The sequence below is a fragment of the Waddliaceae bacterium genome, assembly GCA_018694295.1.
GTDB lineage: Bacteria > Chlamydiota > Chlamydiia > Chlamydiales > JABHNK01 > JABHNK01.
In genome coordinates, this window is record JABHNK010000017.1 from 1 (window position 1) to 17,847 (window position 17,847).

Sequence of the window (17,847 nt, forward strand, 5' to 3'; positions counted from 1 at the left end):
AAGGATTATAACTGGAGAGTTTGATCCTGGCTCAGAATGAACGCTGGCGGCGTGCTTAACACATGCAAGTCGAACGAGAAAGGGATTGCTTGCAATCCTGAGTAGAGTGGCGCACGGGTGAGTAACACGTAGATAATCTACCTTCAAGCCTGGGATAACTATTCGAAAGGATGGCTAATACCGGATAAAGTTTATTGACACAAGTTAATTTATGAAAGATTGCCTCTTCCTGAAAGCAATTGATTGGAGATGAGTTTGCGGACCATTAGTTAGTTGGCAGGGTAAAGGCCTACCAAGACGACGATGGTTAGCTGGTCTGAGAGGATGATCAGCCACACTGGAACTGGTACACGGTCCAGACTCCTACGGGAGGCAGCAGTGAGGGATTTTGCGCAATGGGGGAAACCCTGACGCAGCAACGCCGCGTGAGTGAAGAAGGCCTTTGGGTCGTAAAGCTCTGTCGACAGGGAAGAAATTATGAGTTTCCAATAGGAACTTGTATTGACGGTACCTGTAGAGGAAGCACCGGCTAACTCCGTGCCAGCAGCCGCGGTAATACGGGGGGTGCAAGCGTTATTCGGAATTATTGGGCGTAAAGGGCGCGTAGGCGGTCTTGTCGGTCAGATGTGAAAGCCCAGGGCTCAACCCTGGACGTGCATTTGAAACAGCAAGACTTGAGTACGGGAGAGGAAAGCGGAATTCCTGGTGTAGAGGTGAAATTCGTAGATATCAGGAGGAACACCGATGGCGAAGGCAGCTTTCTGGACCGATACTGACGCTGAGGCGCGAAGGCGTGGGTAGCGAACAGGATTAGATACCCTGGTAGTCCACGCAGTAAACGATGTTCACTAGGTGTGTCGGATATTAAAATCTGATGTGCCCAAGCTAACGCATTAAGTGAACCGCCTGGGGAGTACGGTCGCAAGACTAAAACTCAAAGGAATTGACGGGGGCCCGCACAAGCGGTGGAGCATGTGGTTTAATTCGACGCAACGCGAAGAACCTTACCTGGGTTTGACATCCTGTGAACGTCTAAGAGATTAGACAGTGCCTTCGGGAGCACAGAGACAGGTGCTGCATGGCTGTCGTCAGCTCGTGTCGTGAGATGTTTGGTTAAGTCCAGCAACGAGCGCAACCCTTATCGTTAGTTGCCAGCACGTAATGGTGGGAACTCTAACGAGACTGCCTAGGTTAACTAGGAGGAAGGTGAGGATGAGGTCAAGTCAGCATGGCCCTTATGTCTGGGGCTACACACGTGCTACAATGGTCGGTACAAAAGGCAGCGAAGCCGCGAGGTGGAGCAAATCCCCAAAGCCGATCTTAGTTCGGATTGCAGTCTGCAACTCGACTGCATGAAGTTGGAATTGCTAGTAATGACGTGTCAGCAATAACGTCGTGAATACGTTCCCGGGTCTTGTACACACCGCCCGTCACATCATGGAAGTTGGTCTTTCCCGAAGTCGCTGACTCAACCGCAAGGAGAGAGGCGCCGAAGGTGAGGCTGATGACTAGGATGAAGTCGTAACAAGGTAGCCCTATCGGAAGGTGGGGCTGGATCACCTCCTTTTTAAGGACAAGATGATACTTTTAAGAGTATCTATCTAGATTGAACGGGCTCACGTCTTGAAAACACAATAAGTATATCGTCTCTTTTACGCTGCCAAAATATTTGGCGCATAGTCATGTCTTAGAACATGACAATGATATCTTGAAAGAGCTTATAGATAAGTAAAGTAATAAACGGCACAATCTTCATGATTGTGCTACTTACAATTTTATTAGATGAATTGAAGACATATGTCTTCGATTCACTGGCAATAAACGGCGCTTGAGAAAGCAAAATGAGTTCTGGAAACAGAACTCAACAAAAAATATCGTAATGCTCATCTTAACTACAAAAATTATTTAATTTTTTTGGTTAAGTTATTAAGAGCTTTTGGTGGATGCCTTGGCATCGAAAGGCGAAGAAGGACGCGTTTACCTGCGAAAAGCTTCGGCGAGCTGGAAAATAGCTACGACCCGAAGGAATCCGAATGGGGCAACCCGGCGGGAGTAATAACCCGTCATCCGTATCTGAATACATAGGATACGGAAGCTATACCTGCTGAATTGAGACATCTTAGTAAGCAGAGGAAGAGAAATCAACCGAGATTCCCGTAGTAGCGGCGAGCGAACTGGGAAGAGCCCAAACCGTGGTCTTTGGCCGCGGGGTTGTAGGACCGACCAAAGGAACATGGATCTTTAGCCGAACAACTCTGGAAAGAGTGACAATATAGGGTGATAGTCCCGTAGGCGAAAAAGTGAAATGGCAGGGTCGGCACCTGAGTAGGTCTGGACACGTGAAACCCGGACTGAATCTAGGGGGACCACCCTCTAAGGCTAAATACTCTTCGATGACCGATAGTGAACTAGTACTGTGAAGGAAAGGTGAAAAGAACCCCTGTTAGGGGAGTGAAATAGAATCTGAAACCAAGAGCTTACAAGCGGTCAGAGGCCTATGATCTTCTTCGGAAGATAATGGCTGATGGCGTGCCTTTTGTATGATGAGCCAGCGAGTTACGTTATATGGCAAGGTTAAGGGACGACGTTCCGGAGCCGAAGCGAAAGCAAGTGTGAATAGCGCGATAAGTCATATGATGTAGACACGAAACCGAGTGATCTATCCATGGCCAGGTTGAAGCACGGGTAAAACCTTGTGGAGGACCGAACCAGTACATGTTGAAAAATGTTTGGATGAGCTGTGGATAGGGGTGAAAGGCCAATCAAACTCGGAAATATCTTGTTCTCTCCGAAATAACTTTAGGGTTAGCCTCGAAGGTTTAATCCTGGGGGTAGAGCACTGGATCCACGCGGGGGCCTACCGGCCTACCAAAGGGAACCAAACTCCGAATACCAGGATGTTATACTTCGGGAGATAGACAGTGGGGGATAAGCTTCATTGTCGAGAGGGGAACAGCCCAGACCATCGATTAAGGTCCCAAATTCTATGCTAAGTGAGTAAGGAAGTGAAGTTTCAAAGACAGTTGGGATGTTGGCTTAGAGGCAGCCATCATTTAAAGAGTGCGTAACAGCTCACCAATCGAGAGACTTTGCGCCGATAATATACGGGACTAAGCATAGAACCGAAATCATGGATGCAGAATATTAAGTTATTCTGCGTGGTAGGAGAGCGTAGTATGCACGTTGAAGCTATACCGTGAGGAGTAGTGGAGAGCATACTAGTGATTATGCGTGGCATGAGTAACGATAAAGGAGGTGAGAATCCTCCTCGCCGAAAACCTAAGGTTTCCAGGGTAAAGCTCGTCTTCCCTGGGTTAGCCGGCTCCTAAGTCGAGGCCGAATAGGCGTAGACGATGGGAAACAGGTTAAATATTCCTGTGCCATCTAAGACTATAGTGATGGGATGACGAAGTACGTTAAATACGCGGACGATAGGAAGTGTCCGTAGGTCCATGAGGCTGGTCGATAGGTAAATCCGTCGACGTAAGGCCAGGTGGATCTCAAGGGGAGCCTCACGGTGAACCGATGGTATAGCGCAATGCTTCCAAGAAATAATCTCTAACTGTCGATGATGACCGTACCGTAAACCGACACAGGTAGGTGGGAAGAATATTCTCAGGCGCGCGGGAGAACTCTTGTTAAGGAACTCGGCAAATTGTTCCTGTAACTTAGGGAGAAGGGAAGCCATCTAGTGTGATTGCTCTAGCAGCATGAGCGTTAGGTGGCCGCAGAGAAATGGCCCAGGCGACTGTTTATCAAAAACACAGCACTATGCAAAGTCGATAAGACGCAGTATATGGTGTGATGCCTGCCCAATGCCAAAAGGTCAAAAGGAGATGTTAGCACCCTCGGGTGCGAAGCTTCGAATTTAAGCCCTGGTGAATGGCGGCCGTAACTATAACGGTCCTAAGGTAGCGAAATTCCTTGTCGGGTAAGTTCCGACCTGCACGAATGGCATAACGATCTGGGCGCTGTCTCAACAAGAGACCCGGTGAAATTGTAGTAGCGGTGAAGATGCCGTTTACCTGCAGCGGGACGGAAAGACCCCGTGAACCTTTACTGTACTCTGATATTGGCTTTTGAACTGTCATATGTAGGATAACCGGGAGATAATGAAGTGGCGTCGTCAGGCGTTGTGGAATCACCCTTGAAATACCGGTTTTGTCAGTTCGGAAATCTAACGATACCCCGTGAATCCGGGGGTCGGACATTGTCAGACGGGCAGTTTTACTGGGGCGGTATCCTCCTAAAAAGTAACGGAGGAGTTCAAAGCTTACCTCATCGTGGTTGGCAATCACGAGTAGAGCGCAAAGGTATAAGGTAAGTTGACTGCGAGACCAACAAGTCGAGCAGAGACGAAAGTCGGACTTAGTGATCCGGCGGTGGAAAGTGGAATCGCCGTCGCTCAACGGATAAAAGGTACTCCGGGGATAACAGGCTTATCGCCACCAAGAGTTCATATCGACGTGGCGGTTTGGCACCTCGATGTCGGCTCATCGCATCCTGGGGCTGAAGAAGGTCCCAAGGGTTTGGCTGTTCGCCAATTAAAGCGGTACGCGAGCTGGGTTCAAAACGTCGTGAGACAGTTTGGTCCCTATCTGCTGCAGGCGTAGGATACTTGAAAGGAGCTGCTTCTAGTACGAGAGGACCGAAGTGGACAAACCAATGGTGTATCGGTTGTTCTGCCAAGGGCATTGCCGAGTAGCTATGTTTGGAAAGGATAAGCGTTGAAAGCATCTAAACGCCAAGCCTCCCTTAAGATAAGGTATCCCATGAGACCCCATGAAGATTACATGGTAGATAGGCTGGAGGTGTAAGCACAGCAATGTGTTCAGCTGACCAGTACTAATCGGTCGATTGACTTAATCTTTATTTTGTTATAAGAAATGACATAACGTCATCTCTTGTATATGTTAAGAGAAAGCATACGATATGCTTTTCTCAAGAGCCGTTTATTATCAGTGAATGGTAAAACGTTTGTTACTGAAAGGTGGTATTAAATATACTGCCGCTTATCTATAAGCACTTTCTTCTTTTGCTTGGTGACGATAGAGAAAGAGGTACACCCGATCCCATCCCGAACTCGGAAGTTAAGTCTTTCATCGCCGATGGTACTGCGCACAAGAGCGTGGGAGAGTAGGTCGTCGCTAAGCTTTTTTTTTGCGCGGATTCAATATGAGTCCGCGCCTTTTTTTTGCCGTTTTTTTGCGTGGATTCAATACGAGTCCACGCTTTTTTTTTGTGTGTGTTAAAATTTGTTGTATATAACAACTGATTGCCCTTTAATGAAGACAACAAACGTAAATTCATGGAGGTAATGTGAGATATGGAGAATGTACAACTTAAGACGATAGAACAAGAAGCAAAAGCAGAAGTACAGGATTTTCTCGATAAGTTCGTAGACGTTATCGACGAAGAGAACTCTTTAGAGGCCGATAAAAAGAGTGCCTTTCTCGATAAAGCAATTGCCAACTTTGACACGTATCGCGACCGTATAGCCTCAGCGATGGAAATCCTGAAAGAAGACCCAATAACAGAAACATTGCTATCACGGCATAAAATCCACGAAGATATCTTCACAAAAATAACCGACAATGGACAGCAGCAATATGATATAGGCTTTAATGATGACGAGATGATGGCATTCTACGAATGCGCATCGAGACATTATGATGAGAAAAATTTCTCTAAAGCCGCAGATGTCTTTTTATTGCTAACAACTCTTCATAATACAATCCAAGGATTTTGGTACGCCCTTGGTCTCAGCGAAGAAGCGTTAGAAGAATATCCCTCGGCAGTAATGGCATATATGATGGCAATAGAATATGACGAAGACCTTTCACCACTGATATGTTGTGCGCGCTGTATGGCGAAAATGGGTAACACCCACGAAGCTATGACGGTGCTAACGCTCGCAATAGAAGAAGCACAAGAGCGTGGCAACGCAACAGCGTTCATCAAAGAAGCAACAACATTTAAAAATTCTCTTTAGGAGGCAAAAAATGAGCGGACAAATACCCAGTGATAATGTTTATCGACAAGATGGTACACCGTCAAATTCTGTGAGCGGCTCCGGTTCTGTATATTCACAACCGTTACAACAGGTTCCGGTGTTGAATGTCATCAGAAAGCAGCTCTCTGCCGAACACGTGCAACGACATGAGCATCATCAACAAGCACAAGAAGAAAGAAAGGCAAGCATTATTAAAAAAGCACGATGGACGCAGATCGCAGCACCCATCACAGGTACTATCGCTTCTTCTGTAGCAGGAATCACGGCACTGGCCGTCGGCGTGGGCTTGGTGACAGCATCGATATTGACACCAGTAGGTTGGACGGTATTAGGCGCTGTGGGGCTGGGAGCTTTGCCTGTAGGTGGTCTTACAGGACTGATAGCAGCACGCATCAACTATGTCCAAGCAGGCAAGCCTAAAGAAAGGAAAGAAGAGATACTCGAGCCTACAAAGAAAGGGTGGAAGATTTCTCTGAAAATAGTGGTGGCAGCAGTAATTGCCGCCGCCTTGGTGATAACGGCAGGAGAAATAAAACGAGAAGTACAAGAGAGAAAAAAAGTACCTAGGCTAAGAAAATCGCCCCCTCCACGGCGGAATACAGGAGGAGGATATTCTAGCGGTCTCATCGATGGATATCTTCTCTTTGGTGGTGGCGGCAGTAGAAGATACGATAGGCCACAACAGCAAAACACTTATTATAATATAGTAGTAGAAGGAAATTATCCAAGCCCTTCAGCGCCAAATATAGTAGAAGAAGGAAGTTCTCTAGAACCGTTAGCGCTACCGCCAGAAGCTATCGGAGAACAACAAATAGATTTAATAGAGTGTGATTTCATAGTAGAAAAAGGCAAATGGGAAGATGCGAAACAGGGGCTTTTAGGAACTATCAATATAGAATCTCAGCCGAAAAGACGTCTCGAAAAACAAGAAGGCATTTATGCCACGGCAAAAGAATATAAGAGACAAGGAAAGTTTAAAGAGGCGGCAAAAATATTAGAATCTCTAGTGCAGAATAATCCACGGGAAGCAGGAGAATATAAAGCAGAGCTAGCAGCACTTTATTTAAAAATGAAGAAATATGATGTAGCAGCACCGCTATTTAAAGAGGCTATAGAAGCCATGGGAGATCGTCATGACGACCATGCTATCATCGGCTTGGCGCGCTGCCTATACAAAACAAAAGGAAAAGAAACAGCAGCACGACGGATTTTGGAATATGGATATTCACGAGCTGCTGTAGAACAATATCATAAGAATGCAGGAAAAATAATACCTGCAGGCGGCATACAAATCCCTGACGAAATAGTGGCTGCATATAAAGCAGCATGGGACGAGCTAAAGATGGAAGAATACTTTGCTACACAGGGCTCGGAATAGAATCGGATTTTTTCTTTCTCTCCGGCGCCTTCGTTACCGACCACAGAGGTAAAACACACAACGATCCTGCTACGCTAGCAACAGTAATTATTATGAAATAATAGTTCCATCCGAAGTCCCTGATAATATGTCCAAGAGGACCTCCCGTCATGGCACTGCCGACATAGGCAATGACACCCATAAAACCCGCAGCAGTAGCAGCAGATTTTTTATGCGACAATTCCGTCGCAGCGACAGAAAGAAGCATCTGCGGGCCGTAGATGAAAAACCCTAATAGACCCATCGCCGCCGTTGTCAGTATCGCCATGCTTGCATAACTAGAAACATACCAGAAAAATAACACCGCAGGGACGATTGCTATCATAAAGATCGCATTGACAGGGCCGCGACGACCTTTGAAGACGACATCAGATAACCACCCCGCCAGCATACCACCGAAGAAACCTCCGAATTCAAACCCAAAGAAACAGAACGCCGCAAGCCAATGGCTGTATCCTTGTGAGTTGACGAGGAAAAGATACGACCATGATATCACCGCCCACCTGACGATATATACCATGAAATACGACACCGCTAACAGCCATATATACCTATTAGTAAGAACATACTGGAATAAGATCTCTTTAGTAGAAAGCTCCCTTTCAACACCACGTATCGGAGGAGCAGAAGTGTCGTTACGCCATTTCTCAACAGGAGGCAACCCCAAAGATTGTGGCGTGTCACGAAGGCGATTTATGATGAACAAAGAAACAACGATGGCGATAATCCCGGGGACATACATCGAAAGTCTCCAACCACTACGGCTTATAAGGAAAACCGCTAAGAATGGTATAAGAGCAGCACCTATGTTATGAGCAGTATTCCATACGCCCCACCAACGTCCACGCTCATTGGGAGAATACCAGTGGGTTATAAGACGATGACACGGAGCAGAACCCCACCCCTGAAACCAGCCGTTGATGCCCCAGAATACCATGAAGAGAACCAAAGATGTTGATAACCCAAATAAAATGTTTATCACACCGGTAATCATAAGACCTATAGCCATAAGATATCGGGGATTCGACCTGTCAGCAAGAATGCCACTAAAAAATCTGCTCATACCATAGCTTATCTGTCCGATAGTGAGAATCCAACCCAAACCAACCTCGTCAAAACCAAGAGGCTTTAACTCAGGCATAGCAAAAGTAAAAGTCATGCGAGTGAAGTAAAAGACGGCATAACCAAAGAACATCGTATATAAAATGCGGATACGCCAATAACGGAATGTTTTGTTAAGAACATCTTCGTCGGCAATCTCGGTTTTATGGGGGGCAGGCTTCAGTAATTTAAGAAAATAGTTCATGCTTCATCCTCGATGATATTATTGATGCATGAAGATTATATTATACTAAATTAATCAATATTGTCAATCTTTTCCGAACTCAAACTATCCGCTATACGCTCTTCCTATACGCTATTAAATAATGTCTTCGTTACGGCATACTATAGGAAGGACGTCGACGATGCTAGGAGCCCAGTCGAGACCCCATTCGTAGACGATACGCGACCCTATGCGGCATGCTATTATCGCCTTTTTATGTGCGTCGGGGATCTCATCAAGAAGCTGCTTCTGGAATTTCTTCTGCAGTGTCTTCGGGCAGTAGTTAAGGAAGCACTTCACAAAGGGGTCCTTAGGGTCTTTAGAGAGAGGGATCTTCTCGAGATAGTCAAGGATCTGGTATGTGTACATGTTGATATTCGCCGAGATCTTATCAGAGATATCGGTAAGGAACATGTCACTCTTTTTGTAGATGTCGAGCATAAGAAGCGCCTCGTCACAAGCGACGCCTTTGAGGATCTCGAGGATCTCGGCGACGAGAGCTTTTTTATTTTTCATGAAAAGCTCTTCTCCTAAAGCAAGACCACAAAGTACCTCGAACGAAGAACATATCACACCACCTTTGTTGGCAGAACTGTCTTTTATTATTATAGTGCCAAGCTTCTCAAGCTCACGGCGTGCCTCAGGAGTGAGATATAAGTTCGCACCCTCGATGATAGCCCTAGCAGTAGGCTTGCCGTCTTTGTCGAGGAAAGCTTTGTAGTTCGTAGCATCTAATGTCCTTGGCCTCCCACCCGCAGGGATGAAGACGTCAGCATAAATAGAATGTACATTGTTACGGTAAAGACTGTTCATGGCACTGCCAGAAAGCCAGTCTTCGACGACATTACCGCCTTTCTTCTTCCAGCATAGCGTCTGCTTGACGAAAGACGACTCGTCACGGGTAGTGTTTTTGTCGAGAAGAAAGCCTCCATCAGAAAGCTTCTCGGGAGGATAGCAGTTTATAGGCTTGCCCTCTTTGAAAAGGCCGACAAGGACCTCTAGGTCAAGGCCTCCCTCGTCTTTTATCGTACCAGAACCGTCGGTTAGGGCGATGAGCTTAGCAGTGTCACGGTAATATTTGTATAGATTGTATATCTGGTTGCCGGCAACGTCGCCGTCAGGGCCTCCAGAGATCTTTACCGTGAAAGTCTCAACCTCAGGGTCGATGTCCATATATTTCAAGACTTCGTGCATATACGTGTTGACGCCAAGAGATGTTACACCATATTCCTTATGGTTGATGCCAACGCTAGGCTTGCTGCTGATAAAAGAACCGCCAGGCTTGTATTCCACAGCCTTGCTAGTCGCAGCTATCCACTCTATGACGTTGTTGTGCATGTTCTCGTCAGGACCTAAGTATATATATTCTGGTCTCTTCCAGTAGTCGATGATATTGTCGGCGCGAAGAGCTTCATTGTCGTCACAGTTTATTATAGAAAGAAAACTTTCGATAAAAGAACGCTGCGCATGGTATAAATATTCGAGCTTCTGCTTGCTGTGGAACGCCGATAAAGACTTCTCGACCTCTTCGTTAGAAATATGAGCAGCACGGAGCTCTCCCTTGAGGATCTTCTCCTCGAGGTCTAGCTGCTTGAAAGGTTTCAAGAAAATTATACCTTTAGAACCTCCCTCAGGGATGTCTTTGTTTTTCTTGTGCTGAGTATAGGCAAGGTTGTAGCACTCTGTGAAAATATTGTCGCGCTCGACAAGCATCTGCTCTTGTCTCTGCGGTAAAACAGTCCTAAGACCTCCACGAGAAAGATCCTTGAAACGTATCTGGAAGCCAAAGAAATGCATGCCCTTGACGAAGAAAATACCATAAGGAAGCTCAGGGAACTTCGACGCCCTGTCGAAAGGGATGTCGTCGAGATAATGAGGGTCGACACGGAAACTTATCGCCGATTTGTTGCTGAGATAGAAGTTTGTCTTAAGAGTGTTGCTGATGAAACTCATCGCCATCTTAAGGACATTCTTACGTCGTACGTCGTTGATGGCCTGCCCAGAATCGAGGTCTTCGATAAGAGAAAGAACCTCTTCCCTTTTTTTGACGAATGCTGTGGCATTGACAGTAGCGGGGTCGAACTTCAACGCGAAACACTCAAGGAGTAGAGTGGTAAGCTCAGTATGGCGGCATAAGGCTTCTTCGACATTGGCATAGGTATATAGATTTGCATCGACATGGACAAGAGCCTGGTGGACGAAGGTATGCATAATACGTAGAGCATTGCCCATATTACCAGAAATTAGCCCAGAAGCGACGAAGACGCTGTCAATACTATCGTCGTCAGGGAAAAATTTCGCAGTAACAAACTCACGAAGGAAGTCGGTGATGTCCGCAACATCCCACGCAGCTTTGTTGTCGCGGCCATGAAGAGCGATACCCATGACGAGGATGGTGTCGTCACCATTAGAAGAGACGTATGTGGCATTGGTACGCTGTATGACAAGATTGTGCCTGTTGATAATATGAGCAAGACGATATAAGAAGTTGTACTTCGGCGTGTTTTTCCAGGCGAACATTATCTGCATAGAAGGGAGGTCTTTCTCTTTCCAGTCTTCATTGTACCGTACCTCACATTGACACATGTCGCTGGTCTTCGCACGGAAAAACATGTCGAGAGCAAGGACCAGACGCGAAGGCCTCAGAGATTTAAGGAAACGGGAGTTTATACCTTTGATGAGAGCGTCTAACTCGGCATCATCGACAGAAGGGTTGCGCTCCTTGACGCGCCGCTTAAGCTCTTCTTTGAGCTCTAAAGGATACTGTTCGCGTCCCTCAGAACGAGCTTCAGTGAAATGTAAGATGCCAATGCGAAGGTGTTTATCGACGCCGGCGATGTCAAGGGGGTTCAAAGAGACAAACGTCCTGTAGTTCTTTATGCCATACTGACGATAGTCTTTTAAAATCTTGAGGTCTGAGTCAGGATCGTCACAGCATATCACTATAGCAGCATGAGGGAGGTTTATCTCGGAGAAATAGTTCTGTAAATTAAAGCCCATAAGACTATGGGCGATAAGCATAATGTTTTCTTTATCGACGTTCTTAAAGAACGACGCTGGCATGTTCTTCTCAAGCCATAGATAATACTCCTGGAACTTCTCGCTCTCTTCAACAATAGCCTCCATAAGAGTTTCGTATGAAGAAGATATCTGATCGCGGTCGCTGATATCATCAATAGACTCCTTGTTCTGTAGCTCCTCAAGAGGGACGTCGTTGATATAGTCTTCTTCAATATTATTTGGCATAGCATTTTTTGTTGGCTTCATAGATATATCCTTACAATATTCATAATAAATTATTTTGACATTACCACATCTGTGATGAAAGTGCAACCTGATTGACCCAGAATCTTTTCTTTAGCGCCATAGCGTTGGGTAAGAGGGCTTAGTGCGTGACATCAGTTAATAGGCTGCAATCAGAAATAAGATATTGCAGAACAAAAATCGATATGATATACTAACATTTTTACAAATAAAGAAAAAACGATGTCAAAAAGCGCAGCGACAGCATATTATGAGATGTTACAGGTGAAGGCACCACAGCCTTTAGCGCTTCTTGCCGCCAATGATTTCGACCTTGGCAATATTGTCATTATACGATTAAAAAAGGTCGCCGGGGTGGTATGATAAGCTGATAAAAAGCGAAAAAGTAAAACCCCGGCCTCCGAAAGGAGTGACCGGGGTTTTTTTATTATCTATAGCAAAAAGTAGGGATACGAGGGAAGAACGATGAAGAGAAACAGCATAGCGATAGCGATGATAATGATAATAGCATTGGTTGTAAGCGCAGTACTTTTTTATAAAGACAGCAAAGGCAATTCGCAGCAAAAGATTATCGGAATAATACAGACGACAACAACAAATTCTCTTGATAAAGCCCGCGAAGGTTTCATCGAAGAGATTCATCGGCAGGTCGGCGACACCATAACATTCGTTATAGAGAACGCCGAAGGCTCCGAAGAAGAAACGCGTGCTATAGCAGAACGTTTCCACGAAGACAAAACCCTCGACGCCATATATGCCATAGCGACGCCAGCATTGCAGAGCATAGCATGTATAGAGAAAAAGCGCCCTGTCTTCGTCGCAGCAATATCAAAGCCCGAAGACCTTGGCATCCTCTACGACGGCAGTAACGTTTGTGGGATGAGCGATAAAACCGATATCGTAAAACATATCGCCATGGTCCGTGAGCTTATCCCCGGAGTGCATAATGTTGCATTGATGTACAACCCAAAAGAGACAAACTCCTGTATCATGGTAGACGAGATGCGCCAGGAACTCGAAAGAAAAGGATTAAATGTCTTCGAAGTCGAAGTCTCCAATAAAGGAGACATCACGATGAAGGTCGAAGAGGTGTCGTCATACGTCGACGCTATACTCATCCCCGCAGATAACCTTCTCACCTCTATAATGCATACGTTCGCTGCTAAAGCACTGGAATATGGCGTGCCAGTAATAGCCTGCGATATGGGTACGATAGAAGATGGCGCCTTGGCAGCAACGAGTGTCGACTATAAAGAACTAGGCGCAAAGACAGCACAAGTCGCCCTAGAAGTCCTAATGGTAGGAAGAAATCCCGACGAGATGTCGGTGGAAATGCCCGAAAGAGCGGGATTTTTCGTTAATGCAGCACATGTTACGGAGATGGGCATCGCCACCACCGAAGAGATTGAGAAGAGCGGGATGATAGTGAAATAACATTGATTTTTCGAGATTCTTAGGGCATACTACACAAGAAAAGAAAAATAATTAGGTACAAAAAAATACTATGTTTGAAGATGTTTCAAAAGAGCCCTTTGCTGCACGCGAAGAGAAGACGCAGAAATTCTGGGAAGATAACAAGATATTCGAGGAGTCGATAGCACAGCGCGACGAGAAGAACACCTTCTCATTCTACGACGGACCTCCCTTCGCCACAGGGCTTCCACACTACGGACACCTCCTCGCAGGGACAATAAAAGACGTCGTCCCACGATATAAGACGATGAAGGGATATCACGTGCCACGAAGGTTCGGATGGGACTGCCACGGACTGCCCGTAGAGAATGAGATAGAGAAAGCCTACGACCTTGCTGGCGCCGACGCTATAGAAGACTTCGGCATCGCCAAGTTCAACGAGGAATGCCGCAGCATCGTCCTTCGCTATACCAAAGAATGGCAGAACACCGTAGAACGCATGGGACGATGGGTAGACTTCAACCACACATACCATACCATGGATATAACCTTCATGGAGACACTATGGTGGGTGTTCAAAAACCTGTACGACCAAGGCCTTGTATACGAAGGCTTTAAGGTTATGCCGTTCTCGGCGAAACTAGGGACGCCACTGTCGAACTTCGAAGCAGGGGAGAACTACAAAGAAGTCGATGACCCTTCACTGACAATAACACTGCCTCTCGTCGACGACCCCAAAACATCACTGCTGGCATGGACGACGACGCCATGGACGCTTATAAGCAACCTCGCCGCTACCGTCAGCGCTGAAATCGAATATGTAAAAGTCCACGACAAAGACAAAGACGCATACTACATCCTCGCGAAAGAGCGCCTCAGCGCATACTATAAAAACGAAGAAGACTATACCATAATAGAAACCTTCTACGGCGAAGACCTCAAAGGAAAAAAATATATCCCGCTATTCGATTACTTCAAAGAAAGAGGCGAAGAAGGCGCCTTCCGTGTTATCACCGATGACTTCGTAAGTACAGAAGACGGCACCGGCATCGTCCATACCGCACCAGCTTTCGGTGAGGTAGACTTCTACGCATGCATGCGCGAAGATATCGCTCTGGTATGCCCCGTCGACAACAACGGAAAGTTCACAGACAAAATCCCAGAATACACCGGGATGTTTGTAAAAGATGCCGACAAAGATATAATAAAACGTCTGAAAGCAGAAAATCGCGTCGTCACACACAAAACAATACGACACCGTTACCCATTCTGTTGGAGATCAGATACGCCACTGGTATATCGTGCTATGAGATCGTGGTATATCGGCGTAGAAAAGATAAAAGATAAGCTCCTCACAGCAAACGAACAGACACACTGGACGCCAGGACACCTTAAAAAGGGACGCTTCGGCAAATGGCTCGAAGGTGCAAGAGACTGGGCAGTGAGCCGTAATAGATATTGGGGAACGCCGATACCAATATGGCGTAGCGATGACGAAGAAGATATCATTGTCATAGGAAGCATAGAAGAGCTAGAGAAACTGTCAGGGCAGAAGATAACAGATCTGCACAGACACTACATCGACGATATAACTTTCACGAAAGACGGCAAAGAATATAGCCGCATATCAGAAGTCTTCGACTGTTGGTTCGAATCGGGAGCAATGCCATACGCACAAAATCACTACCCCTTCGAAAATAAAGAACTCGTAGAGAAAACGTTCCCCGCAGACTTCATCGCCGAAGGCCTAGACCAAACACGCGGATGGTTCTATACGCTAACAGTCCTGTCAGCAGCACTATTCGATAAGCCCGCCTTCAAAAACGTTATCGTCAACGGCATCCTCCTCGCTGAAGATGGCAATAAGATGTCAAAACGACTGAAAAACTACCCGGAGCCAAGCATCGTCATCAATAAATATGGCGCCGACGCAATACGACTGTATATGCTCCATAGCCCCGCCGTCCGTGGCGACGACCTGCGCTTCTCAGAACAAGGCGTAGAACTCGTCATGAGACAGGTGATGATACCACTGTGGAATGCATACAGCTTCTTCGTGACATACGCCAAAATATATTCATGGGACCCAGAAAAAGACTACAAAAAGCCAAACACAGAGATCGATAGATGGATACTGTCGTCGCTGCATAAGCTCGTAAAAGACGTCGAAGATGGGATGGGAGATTACGACCTAAACAACGCAGTAGAACCGCTGGTAGGCTTCGTCGATAAGATAACAAACTGGTACATACGTCGCAGCAGAAGACGCTTCTGGGAAGAAAAACGAACACCAGACCGTGACGAAGCATTCTCTACGCTATACACCGTCCTCCTTGAGCTGACGAAAGTCGCAGCGCCTTTCATCCCATTCATAACAGAAGATATCTTCAGAAATCTTCGCACCGACGCTATGCCAACATCAGTACACCTATGCGACTACCCAGAACAACATAACGACAGCCGCGATACAAAACTCGAAAAAGAGATGGAACTCGTCCTGCAGACAGTGAAACTCGGCCATAGCCTAAGGAAACAACATAAACTTAAAGTTCGACAGCCGCTCGCTGCAGTAAACGTCGTCTCTAACGACGTCGAAGTCTTGGCATTCCTAAAACACCAGAAACACCTCATCGCCGATGAGCTAAACGTAAAAGACGTGATATTCAGCAGCGAAGAAGAGAAGTTCGTTAACCTCATAGTAAAACCGAACTTCGCCGTATTGGGACGTAAGCTAGGGAAACTTATGAAACAAGCACAGAAAGAGATAGCATCCCTCAACAAAGAACAATGCCAGACTATCCTCGACGGCGGAAACGTAACAATAAACCTCGACGGAGAAGAATATACCCTCACCGCCGAAGAAGTCTCTGTAGAACGTAACGTTCGCGAAGGGATGGTAGCGGCAAACGCCGGAGATATCACCATCGTACTAGAGACAGAACTCGATGAAGCTCTCATCGTCGAAGGTATAGCACGAGAAGTCGTTAATAAGATCAACACAATGAGAAGAGACGCGAAACTTCACGTCAGCGATAGGATACAAATAACAATACATACGACAGATACCGTAAAAAAGGCCTTCGATGTACATAAAGAGTATATCACAAACGAAGTCCTCGCAACACACGTCGACTTCAAAGAATGTACCGGAACACCATGGGATATCAACGGCGAAAATACTACTATCGCCATAAATAGCGTATAGTTATAGCGTTTGGCGTGTAGGATAGAGATGACCCTGACCTTTTTTATTTACTAGCAACAAATTTCTTGAAGAGGCTATATATAAGAGTAATAACAAATGTAGGCATATAACCCATGATCTACGTAATAGTCGTTATCGCAATAGCATTGTCATTGGCAGCTTTCGCAATACGGAAAAAGCGCGTCTCCGTAGAAGGATCGATAATGCCGCAGTTCGAGCGCGTACAGAAAGGCAACGTCCCTATAGGGAAACTCACCAGAACACAGCTCGACGAAATCAATAGGATGATAATCCATAAAGATGAGAAGCTCCGTGTCATCACCTATAATATGCTCTTCAATATATGCGAAGATACCCTCGATAAAGCACACCATTGGAAAAAACGCTACCACCGCGTAGCAAAAATTGTCGACGTCATAAACCCCGACATCATCGGAAGCCAAGAGATCTTCCAAGGACAGGCCGATGACCTGATGGCCCTTATCGGCGATACCTACGCCTTCTACGGCAGAGACTCCCACGATGGCCTCAACGAAGGTATGGTAAATGGTGTCTTCTACAAAAAAAGCCGCTACGACCTCCTCGAAGGTAAGGTCATCTTCATCTCAAAGACCCCAGACATCCCAAGCAGAGACCCTTACGACCAGATGCAGTTCCTCACGGTATGTAAGTTCCGCGATATTAAGACAAAAAAAATCCTCGTAATAATAAACACTCACCTCGCCTTCTATAGCACAGACTCCAGAGAATACTCCGCACACTTCATCTCAGACTTCATAGAAAGTTTCCCACACGAAGAACCAATAATACTTACTGGAGACTTCAACTCCTTCCCATTCAGACCCGATATCGAAAGCCTTCCTTTCTACGATGGCGACCTCATCGATAGGATAATAACACGTAAGACAATGAAAGACGCGATGAAAGTCGCGAAATTCGGACACGTAGGGCCGATATCAACGTTCACCAGCGAAGAAAAAGATAAGACAGTGATACCTTTCCGCGGAATAGGGACTCCAGGCGTTATCCTCGACCATATATACATCAACAACAAAGTCGAAGTCATCGCACACGCAGTAGAGCCAGCAAAAGTCGGCGGACACTTCCCCTCAGACCATATGCCCGTCATCGCAGATGTCTATATACCATGATAGATTTTAGTTACTTAGGCAAAATCATCCATATCCATATCTCGCAATCACAGGCTAAAC

The 17,847-nt window shown here is 46.0% G+C and carries 8 protein-coding genes and 3 rRNA genes; 9 read left to right on the forward strand and 2 right to left on the reverse strand.

Going from position 1 to position 17,847, the window contains the following annotated elements; genetic code table 11:
- Positions 1-8 precede the first annotated feature (8 nt).
- The 5 genes from HN980_01810 (at position 9) to HN980_01830 (ending at position 7,391) form a co-directional block, all read left to right on the forward strand.
- Positions 9-1,567: ribosomal RNA gene (locus HN980_01810) — 16S ribosomal RNA — on the forward strand.
- 348 nt (positions 1,568-1,915) lie between these two features.
- Positions 1,916-4,874, forward strand: a 23S ribosomal RNA gene (locus HN980_01815).
- Between the two features lie 164 nt (positions 4,875-5,038).
- A 5S ribosomal RNA gene (gene rrf / locus HN980_01820) occupies positions 5,039-5,153 on the forward strand.
- The 16S, 23S and 5S rRNA genes sit together here, the layout of an rRNA operon.
- A 173-nt stretch (positions 5,154-5,326) precedes the next feature.
- Entirely contained in the window at positions 5,327-5,992 is a 666-nt protein-coding gene (locus tag HN980_01825; protein ID MBT6928220.1) for a hypothetical protein, read from the forward strand.
- A 10-nt stretch (positions 5,993-6,002) separates the two neighbouring features.
- Positions 6,003-7,391, forward strand: coding sequence for a tetratricopeptide repeat protein (locus HN980_01830; GenBank protein MBT6928221.1), 1,389 nt, complete (start codon positions 6,003-6,005; stop codon positions 7,389-7,391).
- On the opposite strand, the gene HN980_01835 is transcribed toward HN980_01830, so the two are convergent.
- Positions 7,372-8,736 (reverse strand): MFS transporter, encoded by a 1,365-nt coding sequence (locus tag HN980_01835; protein MBT6928222.1) that lies wholly within the window; start codon positions 8,734-8,736, stop codon positions 7,372-7,374. The genes HN980_01830 and HN980_01835 overlap by 20 nt on opposite strands.
- A gap of 114 nt (positions 8,737-8,850) precedes the next feature.
- Entirely contained in the window at positions 8,851-11,880 is a 3,030-nt protein-coding gene (locus tag HN980_01840; GenBank protein ID MBT6928223.1) for a glutamate dehydrogenase, read from the reverse strand.
- A gap of 360 nt (positions 11,881-12,240) precedes the next feature.
- Between HN980_01840 and HN980_01845 the strand changes: the two genes are divergently transcribed.
- The 4 genes from HN980_01845 (at position 12,241) to HN980_01860 (ending at position 17,787) form a co-directional block, all read left to right on the forward strand.
- On the forward strand, positions 12,241-12,381 hold the full coding sequence (locus HN980_01845; GenBank protein ID MBT6928224.1) for a hypothetical protein: 141 nt from the start codon (positions 12,241-12,243) through the stop codon (positions 12,379-12,381).
- A 102-nt stretch (positions 12,382-12,483) separates the two neighbouring features.
- Positions 12,484-13,452 carry an ABC transporter substrate-binding protein gene (locus tag HN980_01850; protein MBT6928225.1) on the forward strand — a complete coding sequence of 323 codons (969 nt, stop codon included), beginning with the start codon at positions 12,484-12,486 and terminating at the stop codon, positions 13,450-13,452.
- Positions 13,453-13,522: 70 nt separating this feature from the next.
- Positions 13,523-16,636 carry an isoleucine--tRNA ligase gene (locus HN980_01855; protein MBT6928226.1) on the forward strand — a complete coding sequence of 1,038 codons (3,114 nt, stop codon included), beginning with the start codon at positions 13,523-13,525 and terminating at the stop codon, positions 16,634-16,636.
- A 113-nt stretch (positions 16,637-16,749) separates the two neighbouring features.
- Positions 16,750-17,787: a hypothetical protein gene (locus HN980_01860; GenBank protein MBT6928227.1), complete on the forward strand. Its 1,038-nt coding sequence runs from the start codon at positions 16,750-16,752 to the stop codon at positions 17,785-17,787.
- Positions 17,788-17,847: the final 60 nt, after the last annotated feature.

Bases quoted from the DNA above. Each gene is read 5' to 3' on its own strand.
- HN980_01825 (MBT6928220.1), top strand. From the start codon at position 5,327: ATGGAGAATGTACAACTTAAGACGATAGAACAAGAAGCAAAAGCAGAA.
- HN980_01830 (MBT6928221.1), top strand. From the start codon at position 6,003: ATGAGCGGACAAATACCCAGTGATAATGTTTATCGACAAGATGGTACA.
- HN980_01835 (MBT6928222.1), bottom strand. From the start codon at position 8,736: ATGAACTATTTTCTTAAATTACTGAAGCCTGCCCCCCATAAAACCGAG.
- HN980_01840 (MBT6928223.1), bottom strand. From the start codon at position 11,880: ATGGAGGCTATTGTTGAAGAGAGCGAGAAGTTCCAGGAGTATTATCTA.
- HN980_01845 (MBT6928224.1), top strand. From the start codon at position 12,241: ATGTCAAAAAGCGCAGCGACAGCATATTATGAGATGTTACAGGTGAAG.
- HN980_01850 (MBT6928225.1), top strand. From the start codon at position 12,484: ATGAAGAGAAACAGCATAGCGATAGCGATGATAATGATAATAGCATTG.
- HN980_01855 (MBT6928226.1), top strand. From the start codon at position 13,523: ATGTTTGAAGATGTTTCAAAAGAGCCCTTTGCTGCACGCGAAGAGAAG.
- HN980_01860 (MBT6928227.1), top strand. From the start codon at position 16,750: ATGATCTACGTAATAGTCGTTATCGCAATAGCATTGTCATTGGCAGCT.